The organism is Streptomyces sp. SudanB5_2050, from assembly GCF_964272335.1.
In the GTDB taxonomy this organism is placed as follows: domain Bacteria; phylum Actinomycetota; class Actinomycetes; order Streptomycetales; family Streptomycetaceae; genus Streptomyces; species Streptomyces rochei.
Map to the genome: position 1 here is coordinate 7,010,901 of NZ_OZ186760.1, position 15,302 is coordinate 7,026,202.

The window sequence follows — 15,302 nt, forward strand, 5'->3', positions numbered from 1 at the left end:
TACCGCCTGGTGGGTCCGCTCGTCCGGCGACCACCGCGCCTTGCGGCCTACCCTCGATGCATGACCGAAATCGACAGCCCGCACATCGGCAGTCCGCGGATTCTCGTGCTCCGGGTCCAGCCGGGCACTCCGCCGTTCCGGATCGTGGAGATCGACGGCCAGGTGGTCGGTGAGGCCAGGGCGGTCACCGACGTACTGGAGGCCGCCGCGGCCTTCGGCATCACGGTCCACGACCTCGACGACCCGGACGTGGTCCGCTGGGTGGGCGGGGACAAGTTCACCTGGACGCTGCGCTAGCCCGTGCGCCGGCCCCCGCCCGGATGCCTCAGCCGACCGTCCACTTCTGGTTGGCGCCGCCCGTGCAGGTCCAGATCTGGAGGCGGGTGCCGTTGGCCGAGCTGTTGCCGGTGGCGTCGAGGCACTTGTCGGCCTGCGGGTTGACGATGTCGCGCGCCGCGGTGACGACCCACCGCTGGGCGGCGCTGCCGTTGCAGTCCCACAACTGCACGGCCGTGCCGTCCGCCGTGCCGCCGCCGCTCACGTCCAGGCACTTGCCGAGGGCCCGGACCGTGCCGTCGGCGCCCACCGTCCACCGCTGGGCCGCGGTGCCGTTGCAGTCGTAGAGCTGTACGGGGGTGCCGTTGGCGGAGTTCGCCGCCGCGACGTCCACGCACTTGCCGGCCAGGCCGCGGATGGCGCCGCCCGCCCCCGAGTCGCTCGTCGTGACCGACACGTGGTCGACCACCAGCGTCTGCGGGAAGACCGTGGAGGCGTCCGGGTCGCCGGGCCAGTAGCCGCCGACCGCCAGGTTGAGGATCAGGAAGTACGGCCGGTTGAACACCCACTGCTTCCCGCCCAGGTCGGCCGGGGTGCGCCGCTGGTAGACGGTGCCGTCCACCGACCAGGTGATCGAGTCGGGCGCCCAGTCGACGGCGAAGGTGTGGAAGCCGTCCGCGAAGGCCTGCCCGTTCGGCAGGGTGTACCCGGCGCCGATGCCGCCCGCGCCGGAGTAGCCGGGGCCGTGGAGGGTGCCGTGCACGGTCGAGGGCTCGAAGCCGACGTTCTCCATGATGTCGATCTCGCCGGAGTCCGGCCAGTTCACCGGGGTGCCGAGCATCCAGAACGCGGGCCACATGCCCTGCCCGCGCGGCACCTTCATCCGGGCCTCGACGTGCCCGTACTGGGCCGTGAACTTCCCGGAGGTGTTGAGCCGGGCCGAGGTGTACTGGCAGGTGCCGTACCAGCACTGGTAGCCGGCCGGGTTCTCCTTGCGGGCCGTGATGACCAGGTGACCCTGGCCGTCCAGGGCGGCGTTGCGGTTGCCGGCGGTGTAGTACTGCCGCTCGTGGTTGTTGACGTTGTCGCCGGTCTCGATCTGCCACTTCGAGGAGTCGACGGCCGCGCCGGCCGGACCGTCGAAGGTGTCCGAGAACGCCACGGCGGCGGCCGCGGCGGGGGCGGCCTCGTCGGGCGCCGGTTCCGCCCGGGCGGGACCGGTCACGAGGGACGCGGCCAGCCCGGCGGACAGGGCGGCGGCGAGGAGACATCTGCGGAGCAGGCGTGGACGGGCCACGGCTCTCCCTTCCGTACGGCGTCCCGGGGACGGGAGCGCCGACCGAGGTGGGGGGTAAGGGTGTCTCCTCTTGATTCAAGTAGTGAAGTAAGGGGTGGTCAATACCTTGGTACGGACCACCCTTTCCTCTTTCGGGCGCCGGGCCTCTTGCGGACGCCGCGGACGCCTCGCCTCTTTCAGGTGCGGGGCTCGCGCGCGTGCACCGCGCGGCTCATCCGCCGGCCCAGCAGCAGGTAACCGATCAGCGCGCCCGTGGTGTTGAGGATGACGTCGTCGATGTCGAAGGCCCGCCCGGTGACCAGGGCGCCCTGCGCGAACTCGACCAGCAGCATCACCACGGCCGTCAGGAGCAGCACCCGCAGCAGTCCCCGGGTGCGCGGGGCGACGACCGGGACGAGCACGCCGAACGGGACGCCCAGCAGGATGTTCCCGCCGATCTGCTTGACCGCGTCCCGCAGGGCCGGCTGGTCCAAGTAGGCCCTGAGCGAGCGCCCGGGGTGCATGTTGGTGTGCGTCAGCGCCTCCGACGCGGGGGAGGGGTTCAGCGTCAGCCGCGCGAGCACCACCGCGAACGCCACCATGAAGACGAACGCGCACAGTGTGGCCAGCAGGCGCAGGGGGAGGGGGAGCGGACGCCGCTCGTGGGCGTCGGGCTTCTCGGTCCGGGCGGTGCGTGGGCGCAGTAGGGAGCGCGACCCCGAAGCGGTGCGTGCCATGCGATTCTCCAGTCGTCGACTTCCCCGCGTGGCGGAGCGGTTACGCGGACGGTTACCCGTCGAACGGGCGAGGACGGGCGGACGGGCGGGCGGGCGGTCCCGGCCCTTCAGGACCCGTAGGTCACGCGCACCTCCTCGAAGCCGAGGGAGTGCAGCAGGCCCTTGAGCATCGCCGTGGTGTTGCTCTCGGCCCTCGCCTTGAGTTCGCTGTCCTTCGCCGCGTCGCCGATGTGCCGGGCCGCGAGCTTCTGCACGGCCTGTTCGCCGTTCGGGTTGTCGGAGAACAGGTCGCCGAGGCGGTCGAGGAGCCCGCGCTGCTTGGACACGGCGTAGGAGCGCTCGGGGTCGAGGGCCGGCTCGCCGAGCGCCGCGTGCGGCAGCCGGAGCGTGGCCGAGGTGCGGTCGTCGTCGACCGTCACGTCGCCCTCGTCCACCTTGCCGAGGTCCACGTAGGCGTCGACGGTGCCCGCCCCGACGTAGAGGGTGCGGGTGCCGCGGATGGCGTCGGGCAGGAGCTTGGCGTCCTTCTCCAGGTCCACGACGACCTGGAAGTTGCCGGAGGCGGCCTCGTAACGGCTGATGTCCTGGACGGACTCCAGCAGCGCGGGGCCCGAACGGTCGTGGGTCTCGGTGCCGAACACGTCCTTCAGCCCCGGTACGAGACTCAGCCGGAACCCGGCGAACAGCACGACGAGGACCAGCAGGAACGCGCTCAGTGCCTTCGCCCAGCCGGGCACGCGCCCGGGGGGCTTCCTGACGGGAGTCGTCATGGCGACAGCCCTCCTTCCTGGTGTCCGGATGCCCCCCATCTCTCGTGCCAGACAGAGCAGTTGGCGCCGGGCGAGAGAAGACGGGGCGCGGAGGGCGCGTGCGGCGTTCGGTGCGTGCGGCGGGTCAGCGCGGCGGCTTCAGCGGACGGTCCGCACCGGGCCGGGACGACCACACCGCCTCCCCGCGGGTCAGTCCCGGCAGCCGCAGCTCGGCCTCCCGCACCCGCCGGGCCGGCAGCTCGCCGGTGACCAGCCAGACCGGGTCGCCGCCCGTGGTGCCGGTGAAGTCGGCGCCCAGCGCGGCGAGCCGGGCCGTCACCGCGGCCAGCGCGTCCGCGGGGATCTCCGCCTCGAAGCAGTGGTACGGCTCGTACAGCCGGGTCCCCGCCCGGCGGAGGGCGCGGCGCAGCACGATCGGGGTCAGTCCGCGGAAGTCGGCGGCGGTGCTGACCGGCGAGCTGTAACCGGAACGGGTCAGCGTGACCCGGTAGTCCGTGACCGCGGCGCCGCTCAGGCCGGTCCGCAGGGTCGCGTGCACCGTCTCCTCGACGGCCTGGTGGAAGGCGCGGGGGAGGGCGCCCAGTTCCGTCTCGTGGGTGAACACCCCGCCCGAGCCGCGCGGCCCGGGCTCGACGCGCAACCCGATCGTCGCCCAGTAACGCGTGTGGTCGAGCCACGGCATCTCCTCCGCCGCCTCCCCGGTGCCCGTCGGTCGCTCCAGGAACCGGACGCGGCCCGGTGCGAACTCCGCCTCGATGCCGAACTCCTCGGCCAGCGTCGCCGCGAGCACCTCCATCTGGACCTCGCCGTACAACAGCAGCGCGGTCCCGCCGGACGCCTCCGGGCGCGCGTGCAGCATCGGGTCCCGGTCGGCCAGCGCGAGCAGCGCGGACCGCAGCGCGGCCGCCTGCCGGGGCCGGCGGGCCCGGACCACGGTCTCCAGTGTCGGCGGCGCGAACTGCGGGGCCCGGTCGGTGGGGTCGCCGAGCCGGTCGCCGACGCGCAGGCCGCCGGGGACCCCGAGGGCCGCGATGTTGCCGGCGGTGAGCGCGCCCGCTCCGCCGACCACGTCCAGGCGCGTCACCCGGCCGGTGACCTCGGTGGCCCCGCCGTCGGCCGCGCGCCGCAGGAACGTCAGCCGCTGACGCGGGCGCACCTCACCGTCGTACAGCCGCAGATACGCCGTCGGCTCGCCGCCGGGGCCGGGGCGCACGGCGAACACCGTGCCGCGCGGCGCCGGCCGCCGGTCCGGCGGAGGCGGCGGCGCCGGGACCAGCCGCACCAGGTCCGCGACCAGCTCCGCGACGCCCTGACCGCCGAGCGCCGAGCCGTGGTACAGCGGGTGGAACGAGCCGTCGGCGGTGCGGGCGGTGAGCGCGGCGGCCAGGTCGTCGGCGGTCGGCGCGGGGCCGTCCACCAGGGCCGCCAGGACGCCGGGGTCGACGTCGGCGAGGGCTTCGGCGGTCCGCTCGTCCGGCGGGCGGCGGGTGACCCGGGCGTGCGGGGTGCCCGCGCCGGTGACGTCGGTGAGCGGCGCGACGTGCGGGGTGAGCAGGCGCCGGACGTCGGCGAGGAGGCCGTCGGTGCGTGCGCCGGCCCGGTCGATCTTGTTGACGAAGACCAGCGTGGGCAGCCGCAGCCGCCTGAGGGTGCGCATCAGCAACCGGGTCCGCGCCTGTACGCCCTCCACGGCGGACAGCAGGAGCACCGCGCCGTCGAGGACCTCCAGGGCGCGCTCGACCTCGGCGACGAAGTCGGAGTGGCCGGGGGTGTCGATCAGGTTGACCTGGGTGTCGCCGACCGTGAAGGCGGCGACGGCGGAACGGACGGTGATGCCGCGGCGGCGCTCGATCGCGCCGTCGTCCGTAAGGGTGTCTCCGGCGTCGACGCTGCCGAGCCGGTCGACGGCGCCGTGGTCGAAGAGCAGCCGCTCGGTGAGGCTGGTCTTACCGGCGTCGACGTGGGCCAGGATGCCGATGTTCAGGGTGCGCGGGGCGCGCGCGTCGTGCGGGGTCTGCATGCGGGGTGGAGTCCTCGTGAACCGTGGGCCGGAAGGGGCGCTGGGGGTTTCCGAGGAGTCGGCGCATGCGAGCGATCCTGACCTGAGGGAGCACGGACGGGCGCCATCATGCCGTCGTCTCCCGGGTCCCCCGCAAGCGGATTTCCGTAAGCTGGGGCTCCCGGCCGGACAGGATCACGCGAGGAGCGGTCCGTGCGAGACATCGCCGTGTTCAGCGGTAGTGCCCACCCCGAGCTGTCCGAGGAGGTCTGCGCACACCTGGGCGTGCCGCTCAGCCCCACCCGGGTCAGCCGCTTCGCCAACGACTGCCTGGAGGTGCAGCTGCGGGCCAACTGCCGGGAGCGCGACGTCTTCCTGATCCAGCCGCTGGTCACGCCGGTCCAGGAGCACCTGGTCGAGCTGCTGCTGATGTGCGACGCGGCCCGCGGGGCCTCGGCCGGCCGCATCACCGTCGTCATGCCGCACTACTCCTACGCCCGCTCCGACAAGAAGGACGCGCCGCGCATCTCGCTCGGCGGACGTCTGGTGGCGGACCTGCTGGTGGCGGCGGGCGCGAGCCGGGTCCTCGCCATGACCCTGCACTCGCCGCAGGTGCACGGCTTCTTCAGCGTCCCGGTCGACCACCTGCACGCGCTGCGGGAACTGGCGGCGCACTTCCGGCAGTACGACCTGTCCCGGACGACGGTGGTCTCCCCGGACCTGGGCAACGCGAAGGAGGCCGCCGCGTTCGCCCGGATGCTGGGCGCCCAGGTCGCGGCCGGCGCCAAGCAGCGGTTCGCCGACGACCGGGTCAGCATCAGCTCGGTGATCGGGGACGTCGCCGGGCGGGACGTCATCGTGCTCGACGACGAGATCGCCAAGGGGAGCACGGTGCTGGAACTGCTCGACCGGCTGCGGGAGGCCGGTCCGCGCACGATCCGCCTCGCGTGCACGCACGGGCTGTTCGCCGCGGGAGCGCTGGGGCGGCTGAGCGAGCAGCCGGACGTGCTGGAGATCGTGTGCACCAACACCGTCCCGGTGCCGGTGGACGACCACACGGAGAAGCTGCGGATCCTCTCCATCGCCCCGGCGCTGGCCGAGGCGGTGCGCCGCATCCACAACGGCGAGTCGGTCAGTGCCCTGTTCGACGCCCCGCCGGCGGGCTGACGCCGAACACCTCCTCCAGGGTCGGCCGTGGCGGCAGCACCCCCGCCAGGCCGGTGATCCGCAGCATGCGCAGGGTCAGGGGGTGGGCGCACACCAGATGCACCTCCCCGCCCCCGTCGAGCACCCGGTGGCGGGCCCGGTACAGCAGCCGCAGTCCGGAGCAGTCGAAGAACTCGATGCCGCCGAGGTCGAGCACGACCCGCGCGCCGGGGCGTCCCGTCTCCCGGTCCAGGTGCGGGACGATCTCCGCGGCCGACGCGATGTCGATCTCGCCGCGGAACTCCAGCACCGTGTGCCCCCGGTCACGGCGCACGCGCAGATGCCGGGTGGGCGACGCGGGTTCCTGCCGCACGACGACCTCGCCTTCAGCCCTCCGGGGCCACAACGGTCAGTTCCGCTCGGGAAGTTACCCCGATCGAGCGAGTTTGAGCATGTTCGATTGACATATGTCATCGAAATCTCACACGGTGTCCGGCCGGCGCGTCGGCCGGCCGGACACCGCCGGTCACTCCACGACGAGCACGAGCTTGCCCGTGGTCCGGCCCGTCTCGCCCAGCGCGTGCGCCTCGGCCGCGTCGGCGAGCGGAAACGTCCGCTCGACCGTGGCGCGCAGCTTCCCCGACTCCACCAGGGCGGCGATCTCCCGCATGTCGGCCCGGTCGGCGTCGACGAGCATCCGCACCGCCCGCACGCCCAGCCGCTCGGCCTCCTCGTAGAACTCGTCCGACCCCACCGGAAGGATCGACACCACCACGCCGCCCGGGCGCAGCACGCGCAGCGAACGCAGGGACGTGTCCCCGCCGATCGTGTCCAGCACCACGTCGACGTCCTTGACGGCCTCGGCGAAGTCCGTCTCCCGGTAGTCCAGCGGCTCGTCCACGCCGAGGGAGCGCAGGAACTCGTGCTTGCCCGCGCTGGCGGTGCCGATCACATGGGCGCCGCGGGCCTTGGCGATCTGCACGGCCACGTGACCCACGCCCCCGGCCGCCGCGTGGATCAGCACCCGCTGCCCGGGCCGGACGTCGGCCCGCTCGACCAGCGCCTGCCACGCCGTCAGCGAGACCAGGGGCAGGGCGCCCGCCTGGACGTGGTCGATGCCGGCGGGCTTGTGGGTGAAGGTGCGCGCGGGCGCCGTGACGTACTCCGCGTGGGAGCCGTGGCCGAACGGATAGGACAGCATGCCGAAGACCTCGTCGCCCGGCCGGAAGGCGGCGACACCGATCCCGACCGCCTCCACCACACCCGAGACGTCCCAGCCCAGCACGAACGGGGGGTCGCCCAGGAAGCCGGCGCCCGACCGGTGCTTCCAGTCGGTCGGGTTCACCCCGGCGGCCCGCACGCGCACCAGCACCTCGTTCGGGCGCGGCTCGGGGCGGTCGAGGCGCACCTCCTTCAGGACCTCGGGACCGCCGAGGGCGTCCTGGCTGATGGCGCGCATGCTGTTCATCGAGAACCTCGCAGAACGAAGAAGGGTTTCAAGGTCACGGTCTGCAACCCCCGACGCGATCGTGTCATTCCCGGTGGCGGCGGGCACCCGGAGGCGCCCGGCTCCACCGGGTGTCCGGCTCCACCGGGTGTCCGCGTCCGCACATCCGGCCGTCGCCGCGCCCGGGGCCGCGGTCCCCGCCGCCCGCTCCGCCAACCGGGCGACCGCCCTGTTTTCACTGCCTCAACTTGCCTGTGAGGCAAAGGGATTGGTCGACCCGACGTCTATTTGTCGACCGTGACGGAATCCTCACTTCCGCCGGGTCGCGGAATTGATCTTTTCGGCTTCACAACCGATAAGCTCCCGAGCGGCGCTGCGAGTTGACACGGTCGCGACGTGTCGGCCGCGGTGCGTACTCATGAGTGCGGTCCCCCTTGCGCACCCCCCCGTGTTCGATCGTTTTGTTCGAAGGATGCAGATGGAACTCGCCACTCCGCCACCGGCGGCGCGGGCCCCTGTCGCCTGGTACAGCTGGTGGCTGATGCCGCTGGGCCTGGGAGGCGGGACGGTAGCCGCGACGTTCATGAGCTCGGAGCGAATATCCGTCGCCGTCGCCGGCGTGGCGGCGACGGCGGCCGGCACCGTGTGCGTACGCCTCCTCCTGCGCACCCGCGCGCAGCTGCGCCGGACCGAGGACGCGCACCGCGCGGCGCAGGCCGAGCACTCCCAGCAGTGGCAGCAGCACGTGGCCGGCCTCGAGCGGAAGTTCTCCACCGAACGCGCGGCCCTGGACGCCCGGCTGACCGAGCAGGCGCGGACGTACGAGACGCGCCTGACCGAACAGGCCCGGGCCGCCGACGAGCGGCTGGCCGAGCAGGCCGCCGCCCACGAGACGCGCCTCGCCGAGCAGGCCGGCGCCTGGCAGGAGCGGCTCGACCACCAGATGGCCGCCGTGGCCCGGCTCGCCGACGAGCAGCTGCCGGACGCGATGCGCCGGCTGCGCGCCGGCGACGCCATCGACGACATCCTGCCGACCGTCGAGCAGTGCGCCAAGGTCGGCGCCGACCTCCAGGCCGAACTGCGCAAGGTCCTGCGGACCGCGCTGATGGGCGTCGAGGCGGAGTTCGACCGCTCCACCTCCGCCGAACAGGCCGTCATCGGCGTGGGCAACCGCATCCACGTCCTGACCAGCAAACTCCGGGGCCGTCTGCACGAGATGCAGGGTGAGCACGGACGGCTGCCGTCCGTCGCCCGGGGACTGATGGAACTCGACCAGGCCATCGGTCCCGCGGACTGCCTCGCCGCCAGCATCGGCGTCCTCGGCGGCTCCGACCGGCCCGGCCGGCAGTGGCAGGAGCCGCAGCGGCTGCTGAGCGTGATGCGCGGCGGCATCGGCCGGATCAAGGACTTCCACCGCGTCCAGCTGCGCCATCTGCCCGAGCTGGGCGTCGACGGCGGTCTGGTCGACCACCTCACCCTGATCTTCGCCCACCTGCTGGACAACGCCGCGCGCTACTCGCCGCCCACCGAGCCGGTCGTCGTCTCCGGCAAGGAGGTGCCCAACGGCGTCGGCATCGAGATCCAGGACTCCGGGAAGGGCCTGAGCGAGGAGAAGAAGCGCGAGGCCGAGCACGCCCTCGCGGGCACCTCGCCCGGCCCCGGGCTCGGCGGCATCTCGGAGGACGCCAGCATCGGCCTCCGGGTCGTCGGCGCCCTCGCCCGGCGCTACGGCATCCGGGTCACCTTCGCCGACTCGCCCTGGCTGGGCACGTCCGTCGTTGTCGTCGTACCCCACAAATACTTCGGTCCGCTGCCGACGGCGGCCCCCGCCACCCAGGCGGCACCGGCCGCCCCCGCGCCACCCGCCGCCGAGGCCCCGGCCCCCGGCCCGGCCGGTGCTCCGGCCCCGGGCCCGGCCGGTGCCCCGGCTCCGACGGGCTCCCCGGTCCCGACGGGCTCCCCGGCCCCGACCGGAGACGACTCCGTGGAGACCACCCCGGGCGGCCTGCCCCGGCGCCGCAGCAGGCGCGGCGAACCGGCCGCCGCCGGAACGCCGGACCGCCCGGCGGGACAGCGGGCCCCCGAGCCCGCCGCGCACGGCGCCCGGTCCGGCGAGTCCGAGGTGGCCCCCGTGCCCGCGGCGTCCCCCGTCCCCGCGATCCCGCCGGACGCGTCCTTCGCCGGACTCGCGGCCTTCGCCACCGCCGGGCGCGACGCCGGCCCGGCGACCGGCGCCGCGCCGCCGCCCGGGACCGCCGGCACCCGTGACACGACCACCGGTGGCCAGCCCACCGAGCACCGTACTGAAGAGAGCGACTAGTCCCCATGACGCACCAGGGAACCGACGTGAGCTGGGCGCTCCGCGACCTTGTGGAGTCCATCCAGGAGATCCGCTTCGCCCTCGTGGCCTCCAGCGACGGCAAGGCCATCACCTCCTACGGCGCCGAAGACCCCGACGACGTGGACCGCTTCGCCGCCGTGGTGGCCGGACTGCAGGCGCTGGCCCAACCGGTCGCCGAGCAGTTCCCGCAGCACGCGGGGCAGCTGCGCCTCGCGATGATCGAGGTGGACGGCGGACACCTCTTCGTCGTCCGCGCGGGTCTGGAGACGTATCTCGGCGTCCTCGCCCGCGAGGGCCTCGACCAGGGCCTGCTCGGCCATCAGATGCGCGACCTGGCCCGCAGGATGGGTGAACTCCTCGGCACCACTCCGCGCCAGGAGGAGCACTCTGGATGAGTGCTCCCCGCCGACCGACCGATCCGTCCGGCCTCGAGCGCTACTACGTCCTCACCGGCGGGCGCAGCGGGCCGGGCGGTTCGGCGTCGACCCTCGACGTGGCGACCCTCGTCGTCTCCCGGGCCGCCCCGTCACCGGGCATGCAGCACGAGCACCAGGAGATTCTCCGGCGCTGCCGCGAACCGCTGTCGGTGGCCGAACTCGGCGCCCATCTGCAACTGCCGTTCAACATTCTCGCGGTGCTGCTGTCCGACCTGCTCCGGGCGGGCAGCGTCGAAGCCCGTGATCCCATCCCGGCGCACGACGCCGGCCGCGGGCCCGACCTCGCGCTCCTTGAGGAGGTACTCAGTGGACTTGAAAGGCTTTGACCGACCGGGGTCACCGACGTCGGGGGAGACCCGCTCGGTGAAGGTGATGATCGCCGGCGGCTTCGGTACGGGCAAGACCACCATGGTCCGCTCCGTCAGCGACATCAAACCGCTGACCACCGAGGAGACCCTCACCCAGGCCAGCGCCGACGTCGACCACCTCGTCGGCGTGGCCGACAAGACGCAGACCACCGTCAGCCTCGACTTCGGCAAGATCAGCCTCAACGACACGCTGATGCTGTACCTGTTCGGCACCCCGGGCCAGGAGCGGTTCTGGTTCCTGTGGAACGGCCTGTTCAAGGGGGCCCTCGGTGCGGTGGTCCTGGTGGACACCCGGCGGCTGGCCTCCAGCTTCCGGGCGATCGAGGAGATGGAGCGGCAGAAGGTCCCCTTCGTCATCGCGCTCAACGTCTTCCCCGACTCCCGCGACTACCCGGTCGAGGAGATCCGCGACGCCCTCGACATCCCCCCGCGCACCCCGGTCGTCACCTTCGACGCCCGGGACCGCGAGGCCAGCCGCGACGTCCTGGTCACGCTGATCCGGCACCTGAAGGACCGGTCGACCGCAGCCCTGGAGCCCCGATGACCGACGACCAGACCCCGTCCGGTGCCGTGGGCGGCGGCTGCCCCGTCGCCCACGGCGCGGACGTCACCCGGCTCTACGGTCCCGAGGCGGCCACCGACCCCCACGACATCTACGCCCGGCTGCGCAAGGAGCACGGCTCCGTCGCGCCGGTGCTGCTGGAAGGGGACGTACCCGCCTGGTTGGTGCTCGGCTACCGGGAGAACCGGCGGGTGCTGGACAACCCCCTCCAGTTCAGCCGGGATTCACGGATCTGGCGGGACTTCCGGGACGGCCGTGTGGAGGAGACGTCCCCGCTGATACAGATGGTGGGCTGGCGGCCCGACTGCGTCTCCCAGGACGGCGAACCGCACCGCAGGCTGCGCGCGGCCGTCACCGACAACCTCCACGCCGTCGCCGGCCGGGGCATCCGCCGTCACGCCACGCACTTCGCCAACAAGCAGATCGACGCGTTCGCCGACGCGGGCCGCGCCGATCTGGTGGCCGACTTCGCCGAGTACCTGCCGATGCTGGTCCTCACCCGCGTCTTCGGGCTCGCCGAACGGGAGGGGCGCAGCCTCGCCGAGTCCAGCAATCAGGTGATCAAGGGCGGCGCGGACGCCCTCACGCACAACGAGCGCATCATGGGCATCCTCGGCGAACTCGCCGCGCGCAAGCGCGCCGAGCCCGGAGCCGACTTCACCTCCGGCCTCATCGAGCACCACGCCGGTCTGGACGAGGACGAGATCGTCAACCACCTGCGTCTGGTGCTGATCACCGCCCACACCACCACCAGCAACCTGCTGGCGCGGGCGCTTCAGCTCGTGCTCAGCGAGACCGCCTGGCTGTCCGGCCTGGTGAGCGGGCAGCTGAACATGTCCTCGGTCGTGGAGGAGGTGATGTGGAACTCCCCGCCCCTCGCCGTGCTCCCCGGCCGGTTCGCCACCGCCGACCTGGAGCTGGGCGGCTGCCCGGTCAAGGAGGGCGACCTGCTGGTCCTGGGGCTCGCGGCCGGCAACCACGACCCCGAGATCCGTCCCGACACGGGTGTCTCGGTCGAGGGCAACGCCTCGCACCTGGCCTTCAGCGCGGGGCCCCACGAGTGCCCGGGGCAGAGCATCGGCCAGTCCATCATCGAGACGGCCGTCGACGTGCTGCTGCACCGGCTGCCCGGGCTGCGTCTGGCGGTGCCGCCGGCCGAGCTGACCTCCACGGCCTCCACCTGGGAGTCCCGGCTGGACAGTCTGCCCGTGGAGTTCGCCGTCTGACGCTGGCGCCGTCTGGCCCAGGCGCCGTCCGACCCTCGCGCCGGCCGGGCCGACGCCGCCCGGCCGGAGGGGTCCGGCCGGGCGGCGCCCGCCTCACACCGTCAGCAGGTCGTCCACCGAGCCCCGCCCGGCCAGCTCCGCCGTGGCCACCGGACCCTCCTTGGCCGCCGTGTAGCGGCCGGAGGTCAGCGCCCACTCGTAGTTGCCGTTGATCCAGTGCTGGATGGCCTCCACGCCCATTCCCACCCGGGCCCGCTCCCGCGCGTCCAGACCCAGTTCGTCGCACATCTCGGGCACGCGGGCCTCCAGCGCCACGTACTCGTCGAGACAGGCGGTCGTCATCCGGTACGCCTCCTCGGCGGCCTCCTGCCACGAGCAGCCCCGCTCCCGGTGCAGGACGGCGATCAGGTTGTGGCCGTCCCCGCGACGGCGCTCGCGCTCGAAGGAGTGGATGTCGTTCATGAAGCCGATGGTGTCCGCGGCCAGGTCCCGCAGCCGCTCCATCAGCGGATGCGCCATCGCCGACGGCGGCACCTCGAAGCCGCGGCTGCGCTCGCCCGCGTCGATGCTGTGGTGGATGCCGACCGTGCGGCGCCGGAAGGCGGTGTAGTCGGCGAGGCCGAGCGTTCCGGCCCGGCCGCCGGCCGCCAGGTCGACCTCCTCGCAGTGCGCCACCAGGAAGCGGCCCCAGGAGGCGGCGAACCGCGACCTCCACGTCAGGGACATGCCATCCGAGAGATGGGCCCAGACCTCCGCCCAGGCCAGGGTGATGGGGCACTCCACCCGCGGCGCGGTACCCGCCGGGCGCAGCGGTGTGGCGATCAGTTCCCGCGCCACCTCCGCTATGCGCTCCGCCCGGTCCGGACGGGCCGCGTCGAACTGGTCGTCGAAGAGGAAGGCCAGGGAGAACCAGTTCATCAGGACGACCATGTCCTGCGCCGACGCGTACGGGTAGGTGCGGGCGGCGGCGCCGGCGAGGTCCCAGGACTCGTACTCGTCGAACCCGGCCCGGCTGCGCACCAGGCCCCGCTCGCGCACCCAGCGCAGATGGAGGTCGCGGGCGGTGGCCAGATGGGGGCTGACCGGAGTGTCGAAGGGGAGGTCGAACCGGACGTCCTGAGGCATGTGTTTCCTTTCGGGAGACGGAACGCAGAGTCCCCCCGCCCTGCGGGCGCACGGTCGCCGGACCGTGCGCACACTCGAACTGGGCTTCCCGGGACGAAAGTTGAACCGAGAAGCGATACGAGGCTGCCCCGACCCTAAATGATCTACACGACGCCTGCTGGTGATCTTCGTTACCGCCCGTCCGCCGTGGCACGATCGAGACCCGGCCGATCATGACGTCGCCTCAGGAGGCTCGCCGATGACCCCGCCACCGCCCCGCGGCACCGAACAGCGCAAGCGCGACACCCTGCACCGCCTGGACCACGAGGTGGACGCCTGGGTGGCCACGGCCGACGGCGCCTCCGGCGCGCCGTACCTGGTCCCCCTGTCCTTCCTCTGGAACGGTTCCCACCTGCTCTTCTCCACCCCCGCCGCCAGCCCCACCGGCCGCAATCTGGCCGCGAGCGGACGGGCCCGGGTCGGCATCGGGCCGACCCGCGACGTGGTGATGGTCGAAGGCACGGTGGAGACCGTGACGCCCGCCGAACTGTCCGAGGAGGAAGCCGAGTCGTTCGCGGCCAAGACCGGCTTCGACCCCCGGTCGCTCGCCACCCCGTACCTGTACTTCCGTCTGCGCCCGCGGCGTGTCCAAGCCTGGCGCGAGGCCGACGAGTTGGAGGGACGCGAGCTGATGCGCGACGGCCGTTGGCTGCCGGCCGACTGATCCGGGCGGACCGGGATATCCGCAAGGTACGGGACCGCGGGGCACGACCGCCCCGCGCCCGGAATCCTTCGGAGGAGACATGGCACTGGTCAACGCGGGCGTCGTGGTGCTCGACTGCGCCGAGCCCGAGAAGCTCGCCGAGTTCTACAAGGGACTGCTGGGCGCGGAGGAGTCCGAGGCGACCGCCAACCGGATCGAGATCGAGGGGCCCGGCGGCTTCCGGATGGCGTTCCGCCGGGACGTCAACGCCACCCCGCCCAGCTGGCCGCGCCCCGAGAACTCCCTCCAGGTCCACCTGGACTTCGTGGTCGACGACCTGGACGAGGCGGAGCGCGCCATCGTGGGGCTCGGCGGACGCCCCGTGGAGGCGAAGGACCCGGCGGGCCCGCACGAGGAGCGCGGCTTCTCCGACCCGGCGGGGCACTCCTTCACCCTGCGCGGCGCTGTCGCGCCGACGGCACCCAAGCAGGGCTAGCCTGCCGGGTGCCGTCGGGGAGGGGGAGCGGGCCCGTCCGGGCGCCGGGTCGGGTCAGTCCCGGCCGCCCTTGTCGCCGACCGGCCAGACGCCGGTCGAGCGCTCGATGGCCTTGGCGCCCGTGCGGTCCACGGCGCTGCGCACCGCGGCGAAGATGGCGCCCTGGATCGCGGCGGCCAGCAGGATCTCTCCCCAGCCGCGGTCCGGGTCCAGCGCGTCGGGCGCGTCGTCCTCGTGCCGGAGCACCTTCCAGGTCTTCTGGAAGGCCATGCCGGCCAGCGCGCCGCCCGCCCAGCCCAGTACGAAACCGACGGGCTTGTAGGCCAGCGGGAGCGACTTCTTCTTTTTCTTGCCCACGTGATTCTCCTTGCGTCGGGTGATCGGTCGTCGGGTGAGCCGTTGTCGGGTGATGGG

The 15,302-nt window shown here is 73.1% G+C and carries 17 protein-coding genes; 9 read left to right on the forward strand and 8 right to left on the reverse strand.

Translation table 11 applies throughout. The features are described from left to right. Nucleotides 1-60: 60 nt before the first annotated feature. Nucleotides 61-297 (forward strand): hypothetical protein, encoded by a 237-nt coding sequence (locus ACFZP7_RS30745; RefSeq protein WP_031015926.1) that lies wholly within the window; start codon nucleotides 61-63, stop codon nucleotides 295-297. A 28-nt stretch (nucleotides 298-325) separates the two neighbouring features. Here ACFZP7_RS30745 and ACFZP7_RS30750 read toward each other — a convergent pair whose 3' ends face one another. From ACFZP7_RS30750 to otr(A), 4 genes are all read right to left on the reverse strand, one after another. After that, nucleotides 326-1,573 (reverse strand): ricin-type beta-trefoil lectin domain protein, encoded by a 1,248-nt coding sequence (locus ACFZP7_RS30750; RefSeq protein ID WP_385637183.1) that lies wholly within the window; start codon nucleotides 1,571-1,573, stop codon nucleotides 326-328. A gap of 176 nt (nucleotides 1,574-1,749) precedes the next feature. Continuing rightward, nucleotides 1,750-2,289 carry a VanZ family protein gene (locus tag ACFZP7_RS30755; RefSeq protein ID WP_031015923.1) on the reverse strand — a complete coding sequence of 180 codons (540 nt, stop codon included), beginning with the start codon at nucleotides 2,287-2,289 and terminating at the stop codon, nucleotides 1,750-1,752. A gap of 107 nt (nucleotides 2,290-2,396) precedes the next feature. Beyond that, nucleotides 2,397-3,059, reverse strand: coding sequence for a DUF4230 domain-containing protein (locus ACFZP7_RS30760; protein WP_385637186.1), 663 nt, complete (start codon nucleotides 3,057-3,059; stop codon nucleotides 2,397-2,399). 124 nt (nucleotides 3,060-3,183) lie between these two features. Beyond that, a complete protein-coding gene (gene otr(A) / locus ACFZP7_RS30765) occupies nucleotides 3,184-5,079 on the reverse strand; it encodes a tetracycline resistance ribosomal protection protein Otr(A) (RefSeq protein ID WP_385637189.1) in 1,896 nt (631 codons plus the stop codon). A gap of 192 nt (nucleotides 5,080-5,271) precedes the next feature. On the opposite strand from otr(A), the gene ACFZP7_RS30770 reads away from it, so the two are divergent. Beyond that, nucleotides 5,272-6,225, forward strand: coding sequence for a ribose-phosphate pyrophosphokinase (locus ACFZP7_RS30770; protein ID WP_019327709.1), 954 nt, complete (start codon nucleotides 5,272-5,274; stop codon nucleotides 6,223-6,225). On the opposite strand, the gene ACFZP7_RS30775 is transcribed toward ACFZP7_RS30770, so the two are convergent. Together ACFZP7_RS30775 and ACFZP7_RS30780 are read right to left on the reverse strand one after the other, a co-directional pair. Then, entirely contained in the window at nucleotides 6,191-6,577 is a 387-nt protein-coding gene (locus ACFZP7_RS30775) for an anti-sigma factor antagonist (protein ID WP_019327710.1), read from the reverse strand. The two genes, ACFZP7_RS30770 and ACFZP7_RS30775, sit on opposite strands and share 35 nt — an antisense overlap. 153 nt (nucleotides 6,578-6,730) lie before the next feature. Continuing rightward, nucleotides 6,731-7,672 carry an NADP-dependent oxidoreductase gene (locus ACFZP7_RS30780; protein WP_385637192.1) on the reverse strand — a complete coding sequence of 314 codons (942 nt, stop codon included), beginning with the start codon at nucleotides 7,670-7,672 and terminating at the stop codon, nucleotides 6,731-6,733. A gap of 457 nt (nucleotides 7,673-8,129) precedes the next feature. Here ACFZP7_RS30780 and ACFZP7_RS30785 point away from each other — a divergent pair, with 457 nt between their 5' ends. Genes ACFZP7_RS30785 through ACFZP7_RS30805 form a run of 5 tightly spaced genes read left to right on the forward strand, consistent with a single transcriptional unit; the run spans nucleotide 8,130 to nucleotide 12,585 of the window. After that, nucleotides 8,130-9,971: an ATP-binding protein gene (locus ACFZP7_RS30785; RefSeq protein ID WP_385637195.1), complete on the forward strand. Its 1,842-nt coding sequence runs from the start codon at nucleotides 8,130-8,132 to the stop codon at nucleotides 9,969-9,971. A 5-nt stretch (nucleotides 9,972-9,976) separates the two neighbouring features. After that, nucleotides 9,977-10,387 carry a roadblock/LC7 domain-containing protein gene (locus ACFZP7_RS30790; protein WP_019327713.1) on the forward strand — a complete coding sequence of 137 codons (411 nt, stop codon included), beginning with the start codon at nucleotides 9,977-9,979 and terminating at the stop codon, nucleotides 10,385-10,387. Beyond that, entirely contained in the window at nucleotides 10,384-10,755 is a 372-nt protein-coding gene (locus tag ACFZP7_RS30795) for a DUF742 domain-containing protein (protein ID WP_031015917.1), read from the forward strand. The genes ACFZP7_RS30790 and ACFZP7_RS30795 overlap by 4 nt, the downstream gene beginning before the upstream one ends. Beyond that, on the forward strand, nucleotides 10,736-11,341 hold the full coding sequence (locus ACFZP7_RS30800; protein WP_355513334.1) for an ATP/GTP-binding protein: 606 nt from the start codon (nucleotides 10,736-10,738) through the stop codon (nucleotides 11,339-11,341). Before ACFZP7_RS30795 ends, ACFZP7_RS30800 begins: the two co-directional genes overlap by 20 nt. Next, nucleotides 11,338-12,585, forward strand: a complete 1,248-nt coding sequence (locus ACFZP7_RS30805; protein ID WP_031015915.1) for a cytochrome P450 — start codon at nucleotides 11,338-11,340, stop codon at nucleotides 12,583-12,585. The genes ACFZP7_RS30800 and ACFZP7_RS30805 overlap by 4 nt, the downstream gene beginning before the upstream one ends. Nucleotides 12,586-12,678: 93 nt before the next feature. On the opposite strand, the gene ACFZP7_RS30810 is transcribed toward ACFZP7_RS30805, so the two are convergent. Then, entirely contained in the window at nucleotides 12,679-13,710 is a 1,032-nt protein-coding gene (locus tag ACFZP7_RS30810) for a 7-epi-alpha-eudesmol synthase (RefSeq protein ID WP_031015914.1), read from the reverse strand. A gap of 238 nt (nucleotides 13,711-13,948) precedes the next feature. Here ACFZP7_RS30810 and ACFZP7_RS30815 point away from each other — a divergent pair, with 238 nt between their 5' ends. Together ACFZP7_RS30815 and ACFZP7_RS30820 are read left to right on the forward strand one after the other, a co-directional pair. Then, nucleotides 13,949-14,413: a pyridoxamine 5'-phosphate oxidase family protein gene (locus ACFZP7_RS30815; RefSeq protein ID WP_019327718.1), complete on the forward strand. Its 465-nt coding sequence runs from the start codon at nucleotides 13,949-13,951 to the stop codon at nucleotides 14,411-14,413. Between the two features lie 79 nt (nucleotides 14,414-14,492). Next, nucleotides 14,493-14,888, forward strand: a complete 396-nt coding sequence (locus tag ACFZP7_RS30820) for a VOC family protein (protein WP_030975709.1) — start codon at nucleotides 14,493-14,495, stop codon at nucleotides 14,886-14,888. A 54-nt stretch (nucleotides 14,889-14,942) separates the two neighbouring features. Here ACFZP7_RS30820 and ACFZP7_RS30825 read toward each other — a convergent pair whose 3' ends face one another. Next, on the reverse strand, nucleotides 14,943-15,245 hold the full coding sequence (locus tag ACFZP7_RS30825; RefSeq protein WP_019327720.1) for a DUF4235 domain-containing protein: 303 nt from the start codon (nucleotides 15,243-15,245) through the stop codon (nucleotides 14,943-14,945). Between the last annotated feature and the right edge of the window lie 57 nt (nucleotides 15,246-15,302).

What these genes read in the sequence shown, in the direction of transcription:
- ACFZP7_RS30745 (WP_031015926.1), top strand. Translation starts at nt 61, where the DNA reads ATGACCGAAATCGACAGCCCGCACATCGGCAGTCCGCGGATTCTCGTG.
- ACFZP7_RS30755 (WP_031015923.1), bottom strand. Translation starts at nt 2,289, where the DNA reads ATGGCACGCACCGCTTCGGGGTCGCGCTCCCTACTGCGCCCACGCACC.
- ACFZP7_RS30760 (WP_385637186.1), bottom strand. Translation starts at nt 3,059, where the DNA reads ATGACGACTCCCGTCAGGAAGCCCCCCGGGCGCGTGCCCGGCTGGGCG.
- ACFZP7_RS30780 (WP_385637192.1), bottom strand. Translation starts at nt 7,672, where the DNA reads ATGAACAGCATGCGCGCCATCAGCCAGGACGCCCTCGGCGGTCCCGAG.
- ACFZP7_RS30785 (WP_385637195.1), top strand. Translation starts at nt 8,130, where the DNA reads ATGGAACTCGCCACTCCGCCACCGGCGGCGCGGGCCCCTGTCGCCTGG.
- ACFZP7_RS30790 (WP_019327713.1), top strand. Translation starts at nt 9,977, where the DNA reads ATGACGCACCAGGGAACCGACGTGAGCTGGGCGCTCCGCGACCTTGTG.
- ACFZP7_RS30795 (WP_031015917.1), top strand. Translation starts at nt 10,384, where the DNA reads ATGAGTGCTCCCCGCCGACCGACCGATCCGTCCGGCCTCGAGCGCTAC.
- ACFZP7_RS30805 (WP_031015915.1), top strand. Translation starts at nt 11,338, where the DNA reads ATGACCGACGACCAGACCCCGTCCGGTGCCGTGGGCGGCGGCTGCCCC.
- ACFZP7_RS30810 (WP_031015914.1), bottom strand. Translation starts at nt 13,710, where the DNA reads ATGCCTCAGGACGTCCGGTTCGACCTCCCCTTCGACACTCCGGTCAGC.
- ACFZP7_RS30815 (WP_019327718.1), top strand. Translation starts at nt 13,949, where the DNA reads ATGACCCCGCCACCGCCCCGCGGCACCGAACAGCGCAAGCGCGACACC.
- ACFZP7_RS30820 (WP_030975709.1), top strand. Translation starts at nt 14,493, where the DNA reads ATGGCACTGGTCAACGCGGGCGTCGTGGTGCTCGACTGCGCCGAGCCC.